Source organism: Sphingomonas sp. AC435, from assembly GCF_979253005.1.
Genome location: NZ_CEEDCJ010000011.1, coordinates 77161 through 83839 on the forward strand (window position 1 = coordinate 77161; position 6679 = coordinate 83839).

Here is a 6679-nt window from a genome sequence, read left to right on the forward strand (position 1 = left end):
ATCAGAATAGATTAGATAGATAATCTATTGCGAGCAGATCAGAGCGGATTTGCGATAAGCTCATAGTGCCGAGAGGCTCGCAGCCAATTCGGTGCTTCGGAACGGTTTCACCAATCGCGGCAGGCCGGGAGTAAGGCCCTCAACATCGGCATAGCCTGAGACGATCAGCACAGGCAGATCCGGTTTGCTCTTGCGGAGCTCCAACGCGAGTTCCACACCGCTCATGCCGGGCATGAGGTGGTCCGAGACCAGCAGGTCTGGAGACAATCCGGCGGTGACGAGCGCCAAGGCCGCTTCAGCGGAGTTCGCCTCACGGACTTCATACCCAAACTCTTCGAGCATGTCCGCTGTGATGGATCGAACCACGTCCTCGTCGTCAACGAGGAGAGCCAGGCCGCGCCCTGGCTCGACGAGTGCAAGGTCCGAAGATTGCGCGGCGCCGTCAGGAGACACCGCACTCACCGGCAACCATAGCTCGATGTTAGTCCCGACGCCCTCCCGGCTGTGAATGATGAGGGCCCCGCCCAGCTGAGCTGCAAGGCCATGCGCCATCGAGAGGCCAAGGCCTGTGCCTTTCCCGATGCCTTTGGTGGAGAAGAAGGGTTCTATAGCGCGAGCCAGTGTCGCCGGGTCCATCCCAACGCCCGTGTCAGCAACCGACAAGCGAACGTAGTGCCCGCGTTTGAGCGCACCGCGAGGGGTGCGGACGCTGTCGCGGGTGGCGGTTATCCTGAGCGTGCCGCCCCGTGGCATGGCATCGCGCGCATTTACGCCGAGGTTCAGGAGCGCCATCTCGAGCTGGTTTGGATCTGCCTTTGCCGGCGGCAGATCGGCTGCCACCTCCACCACCACTTCGACCTGCGGGCCGGTTGTGCTGGCGAGAAGGTCCGCCATTCCCTCGACGAGCTTGCCGACGTCGACCGCAGCCGATTGCAGCGGCTGCCGCCGCGCGAATGCGAGCAGGCGCTGAACGAGCGTGGCGGCTCGGTCAGCGGACTGGAGAGCACCCTCGATCAGACGCTGTTCGCGGTCGCCTCCAACGCCTCGGCGCTGAAGCATGTCGAGTGCGCCGAGGATCGGTGTGAGCAGATTGTTGAAGTCGTGTGCGACGCCCCCAGTGAGCTGGCCCATTGCCTCCATCTTCTGGCTCTGGCGCAATGCTTCCTGCGCATTTTCCAGCTCTTCGGCAGCCGCCTTCTCCGGCGTTACATCGCGTCCGACTGCATAGAAGACATCGCCTTCTGGCACGAGCGTCCAGGATATCCAGCGCCAGGATCCATCTGCATGAGCGATCCTTTCCTCGAACCGCTCGACGGTTTCACCGCGCAGCAACCGCTCCATGACGTCTCGGGCGGCGTCATGATCATCGGGGTGGACCTGCTCACGAAACGACAGAGCCATCAGTGTCTCGGCATCGCGGCCCAGCGTCGCCTCCCACGCCGGATTGATGGCTTTCAGAAAGCCGTCAAAGCCCATGATCGCAAGCAGGTCACGGCTCATCTCCCAGACACGGTTCCGCTCGGCGGTACGCGCAGTGACTTCGTGTTCCAGCCGTTCATTGAGCTGGTGGAGCCGGATCTCGGCTGCCTTTCTCGCCGTGACGTCGATCGCGGTGCCGATGACGCGAGAGCAATGCCCTTGTGCATCGAACAGCCCACGACCCTTTGCTGCCACCCACCGGATGGCACCGTCTTCCTTGCCGACGGTCCGGTATTCGACGTCGTACAAAGCGCGTAGTTCAGGGTCGCTTGCGGACTCGTAGGCCTCGCGTGTCTTGTCCCGGTCCTCTGGATGCACGCCGGCATGAAAGTCATCCAGCGTGACCGGGACGTCGGCTGAAATGCCAAACATCGCCTTCACCCGAGGCGGCCAGAACATGCTGCCGGTGGCCTGGTCGACATCCCACTGGCCAATCTCGGCAACCTCCAAGGCGAGGCGCAGTTGCTCTTCGCTTACCGCCAGCCGCTCTTCGGCACTACGCCGCTCATCGATGTCGATGACGGAGCCGACATAGCCGAGGAACTCGCCATCATCGGCGAAGCGGGGACTCGCGGCGTCGATCGCCCAGCGGTAAGCGCTGGACGCATGTCGGAGACGGTACTCGAAGCGGAACGACGTGTGGTCCGCGTTGGCCGCCACGAAGGCATCTTCCGTGCGCTGCCGGTCGTCTGGATGCGTGGCCTCCAGCCAGCCGTAGCCACTGGCTTGTTCTACCGTCTGGCCAGTAAACTGATACCATTGGTGGTTCAGGTAAGTGCAATAGCCAGTCGCATCGGTGACCCACATCATCACCGGGGCATGATCCGCCATGTTGCGGAAGCGGCCCTCGCTTTCCCTTAGCGCAGCCTCTCTGGCCTTTTCTTCGGTAAGATCCCGCACTTCAATGATCGTGCCCACGGGCTGACCGTCATCGCCCGCGACCGGCGAAGCAGTGAAGGCAACGGGATAGAAGTGGCCGTCCTTATGGACGAACATCTCTTCGCCCGTCATCCGTTCGCGTTCGGGGAATGCCTGATCGATCGGGCACTCCGCCAACGGGTAAGGTGTTCCATCCGGGCGCTGGTGATGAACGACATCGTGCAGGGGGCGGTCGACAGCCTCTTCCAAACGGTAGCCAGTCAACGCTTCTGCGGCCTTGTTCATGAACACGCAGTGCTGACGCTCATCCATCAGGAAGATCGCGGCCGTGCTGTTATTTACGATGGCGTTCAAACGGCGTTCGCTTGAATTCATGGTCTTCCGTGCCCCCTGCGCTCGGCCTGATCGGGCTGAGCGCCTGTCAGCTAGGCCATACCCGTTCCATGCGCGTCAACTGCCCGCCGGGACGGCCGGTACGATCCGATCTGAAAGTGCTGGCTCGGATATCCGGCAGAACGGCGGAGATGCTGACCACCACCTAGGTGAACAGACGCACGAAGGAGAAGCTCAAACGTAGCCGCCAATGCTGTCCGATGATCCTTAGAGCGCATAGCCGCGGTCCCATGACGGATACTTGAAAGCACGAACTTAGCAGATCAACGATGTCCGCCAGACCCCGGCCCAGCTCCGTTCTGATTTCCAACGCGGCTGTATGTGGCGGTTGAAGGTACACATGAACTCAGTGTCTAAAGCGGCGCATTTCCGGGGCCTTACGCGGCCTTGCGCATCTCTTGCGTAATCAGAGGCGTCGGAGCAAAGATGCTGGCGGCGCACTGCTCGATCATAGGTGCCCGCGTCTCAGTCGGCGCAATGGCGTGCATATAGACCCGAGCCGTCACCTGAGCGTTGGCGTGACCAAGAAGCTTCGACACGTCCGCCAGCGGCATGCCTGCATCTAGCCACGCGCTGCCCGCGAAATGCCGGAGCGCATGGAAATGCTTCCACTTCCCTCCAGCCCCTTCCATGCCGGCATGCGCCAACAGCTTCTTCCACTTCGGAGCTATCCCTGAGCGGCCAAACGACCGGCCATGTAGAGTGCGGAAGATCAGGCCACGATCGTCCTCAACAGACCACGGGCGGAAGGCCTCCAGCGCCGCGACGACGAAGCTAGGCATCGGCACTGTCCGCAGCCCGGCGACCGTCTTAGGCCCCTTCAGCTTGTCGTCGTAGTCGAGGCCATGCGACACCCGCACCAGCCCTCTCTCCATGTCGAGGTCGCACCATCGCAGCGCCAGAACCTCGCCGAGGCGAAGCCCGCAAAACGCCCCGAGGTAGACGATCGCCCGCATCAACGGTTGCGAGCGCTGCTCTCGTTTGGCGCTGATGATCGGCGGCCAGTCCTCGATCGCCTCGACCAGCTGCTTGATCTCCGCTCGCGAAAAGGTGTCGATGCTCTGCCCCGGCGAAAACTCGATTACCTGAGCTGCGGTCGTGACGACGTTGCGCGCCAGATACTCGCACCTGATCCCGTAATCGAGCATGCGTTTGAACTGACTGACGGTGTCCGCGACCGTGTTGCGGGACAGGGGTCGCCCGGTCTTAGGCGACGTCGCCTTCTGCATCGCCGACGCCAGCTCCGCCACCTGTTGCCACGTCAGCTCCGTCAGCTTGACCGCTCCCAGCGCAGCGATGATCGGCCGAGTCCGCGCGGTGACGTTGTCGCATGCGCCGCGGCCGATGATGCCCGCACGCTGGCGGCCCTCCATGTATTCGAGGTATTGCCTGCCAAGCTCGGCAACCGTGATCGTTTGAGCCAAGGCGACGTGCGTGCCAGCCTCTAGCTCCCCCTCGACCTTCCGCTTGTAGGCATCGGCGTCTTTCTTGAGGTCGAACTGACGCGAGCGGTGCGCGCCGCCCTTGTCCTTATACCGAACGACCCACGCCTCGCGCTTCGCGCCCTGATAGACCCACTTCCGTTTGGCGACACTGGCCATGTCACTTCTCCAGTTTGAGTGATTTGCGCAGCGCGGCGTTGATGCGCGACTGCCAGCCGGTCCCACCGGCCTTGAAGCTCTCCACCACGTCAGCGTCCAGCCGGATCGTCACCGACACCTTGGGCGCTTCTACGGGGGGCCTTCCTCGCCTTTTCGGCGCTTCGTCTGTCACCCGGCTACCTCCGATCCGTCCTATTTAGCGTAGGTACATTTAATCGGGTGCCGTGGCAATATGTGTACGTACGTTTATTCGTCTGACGTGAAAGGCCCCGCCCGCCGACATGCGAAGGGCGGGGCAGGGGGTCAGGTTTGCGGGTTGGGGTATTCGTCGCCGCCGGGATCAGCGATCGGACAACCGGGGCCGGTGTAGCCGCCGCTTAGCAGCACCTCGTCCTCCGCTCCGGTGCCGTCGCGCTCGTCGCCGTTGTATTCGGCGTCGTCCTCATTCCCGGCTTGATGATCGCGGCTCCAGCTATCCCACTGCTCGCGCTGGCTTATCGGTCCCGCAATCATGTGGTCGTCACCCGCCATGCAGCGATCCTCGCCGTCTTCCTCCGCCGGGTCGTCGTCCTCGTCGTCATCCGTGCCGACGGTCTGGCCCATGACAGTCGCGGCGCGCCGTCCAGCCGGGGTTAGGGAATGCCACTCCGGATAGGACAGCTCGTTATCGTTGCTTGCCTCGTCGTCGCCGCCGTCCTCCAAGTCCGGGTCGCCGCCGAGATCGTCGTAGAAGGCTATCAGGGCGTCGATCTGCGCGCCGAGCTCCCGCGCCGCCAGCCGCTTCCCGACGACACCCGGCAGCGCGAAGATCGGCATGGACTGTGCGCCGTTGATGATCCGAAGCTCAAGCATCGTATCCTCCCCGGGTCACGAAGTCGGCCATTCGGCGCATGTGAGGCTCCGGGAGCACCAGCCCCCGGAGCATCTTCGCCAGAAGGTCGGAATCGTTGAGGAACAGGCGGCCTAGCATCGCCGGGGTGATCCCCGGGTGATCCTTCATGTAGCGCCGCAATCCCCGCAGGATCGTCAGGTTGCGCTCATAGGGGGCCGTGCCGCGTAGGACGTAGGTGCCTTTTTCGGGCTGCTCGTCGCCCAACTTGGGCACGGCGTAGAACGTCGGCACGAACGCCGGCTGCGGCTTCACCTGCCGGCAGGGCGGATTTGTCCTGAATTGATACATGTTCGTCTCGCTGGTTTCGGCTTTCCACAGCCGTCTCCCGAGGTGGCGGACCTCGTAGCCGGGGGGTGGAAACCTGCCAGCGAGACAGGTCGGCGGCTTTTAAGCTTTCGCTCTGGACATGGCGCACCGCCCCCGGCCATAAGAGGCCAAGGCCGAGCCCACGCCGCCAAGCGTGCTCAGTCAGGAACCCGCCAAGGTTCCTATTCGGCACTGATCCCTCGCCAAAGGGGCCACTGCCTATCGCTAGTCCGGGTTTCCACACCCACGGACAAAATGCACCTTTCACAGGTTCAGCGCAAGTCATCCTCCGCCAAGGGGATGCCTCCGCGCGTCTGGACGTCGTGGCAGGACTCGCGCACGAGAGGCGGCATGGACATCTTCCACAGCTTGCGCGCTTTGCAGACTCGCTTTTGGCGCTGGCCGCTCGTCGGGCGGGCCTTGCAGGTCATGGAGCGTAAAAGGCTCGAACACGATTTCGCCGACGCGGGAATGGATTCTGGCGAGTATGTACCTGATGATTTAGGCCGGCTTCGCAGCGCGACCGATCACCAGCTGCACATGATGGTGGCAGGTTATGCAGCTTCTCCGGAACAGAAAATTGCGATCAATCGGGAGATTGCAGTCAGAGACGCTCGATCTGCATCGCGCGGCTCGAATCGATTAGCAATCCTTGCCCTTGCAATCTCCGCGGCAGGCGCCGGGCCTTCGGTCTATTCTTGGATCGTGCAAGACAGGGATAATGCGCACCGCTGCCTCGCGATACAGCGTGACATGCTGTCGGCCGTGCCGCGTCGATCGGACAGCCCTGACTTGTTTCAGGCACTCGGCTGCAAACCTCAGGGCTCGGGGAGCGTTTACGTTCGGCCACCTAGTCGCCGCTAAGGTATGCCGCCAAGGGGATCGCTTTCGCGCGTCTGCATGATACACCACGTTATCAGTGACTCAGCGGGCAGAGCGGACGTGGCGAACTTCGACGAGATGGCTAGGGTCAGGACTCATTGGTCATAGCCAGAAGATGACTGTGGCCGCGAGGGCAACGGCCGAGAAGAAGACCGTTGGGCATCGGTCGTAGCGTGTGGCGACGCGGCGCCAATCTTTCAGGCGGCCGAACATGATCTCGATGCGGCTGCGGCGCCGGTAGCGCCGC

The 6679-nt window shown here is 62.7% G+C and carries 7 protein-coding genes; 1 reads left to right on the forward strand and 6 read right to left on the reverse strand.

The features are described 5' to 3' along the window. Positions 1–60 precede the first annotated feature (60 nt). From AC0CH8_RS17110 to AC0CH8_RS17130, 5 genes are all read right to left on the reverse strand, one after another. A complete protein-coding gene (locus AC0CH8_RS17110) occupies positions 61–2733 on the reverse strand; it encodes a hybrid sensor histidine kinase/response regulator (protein ID WP_465240910.1) in 2673 nt (890 codons plus the stop codon). A gap of 395 nt (positions 2734–3128) precedes the next feature. Further along, positions 3129–4352: a tyrosine-type recombinase/integrase gene (locus AC0CH8_RS17115; RefSeq protein ID WP_465240911.1), complete on the reverse strand. Its 1224-nt coding sequence runs from the start codon at positions 4350–4352 to the stop codon at positions 3129–3131. Position 4353: 1 nt separating this feature from the next. Continuing rightward, positions 4354–4524 (reverse strand): BrnA antitoxin family protein, encoded by a 171-nt coding sequence (locus tag AC0CH8_RS17120; protein WP_465240912.1) that lies wholly within the window; start codon positions 4522–4524, stop codon positions 4354–4356. Positions 4525–4655: 131 nt separating this feature from the next. Continuing rightward, positions 4656–5204, reverse strand: coding sequence for a hypothetical protein (locus tag AC0CH8_RS17125; protein ID WP_465240913.1), 549 nt, complete (start codon positions 5202–5204; stop codon positions 4656–4658). After that, positions 5197–5532: a hypothetical protein gene (locus AC0CH8_RS17130; RefSeq protein ID WP_465240914.1), complete on the reverse strand. Its 336-nt coding sequence runs from the start codon at positions 5530–5532 to the stop codon at positions 5197–5199. The genes AC0CH8_RS17125 and AC0CH8_RS17130 overlap by 8 nt, the downstream gene beginning before the upstream one ends. Positions 5533–5901: 369 nt before the next feature. Here AC0CH8_RS17130 and AC0CH8_RS17135 point away from each other — a divergent pair, with 369 nt between their 5' ends. Further along, the gene (locus tag AC0CH8_RS17135; protein ID WP_465240915.1) at positions 5902–6414 is read left to right on the forward strand and encodes a hypothetical protein; all 513 of its coding nucleotides are present in this window, start codon (positions 5902–5904) and stop codon (positions 6412–6414) included. Positions 6415–6534: 120 nt separating this feature from the next. On the opposite strand, the gene AC0CH8_RS17140 is transcribed toward AC0CH8_RS17135, so the two are convergent. Continuing rightward, positions 6535–6679 (reverse strand): transposase (locus AC0CH8_RS17140; RefSeq protein WP_465240919.1); only part of this gene is annotated, 145 nt, incomplete at its 5' end.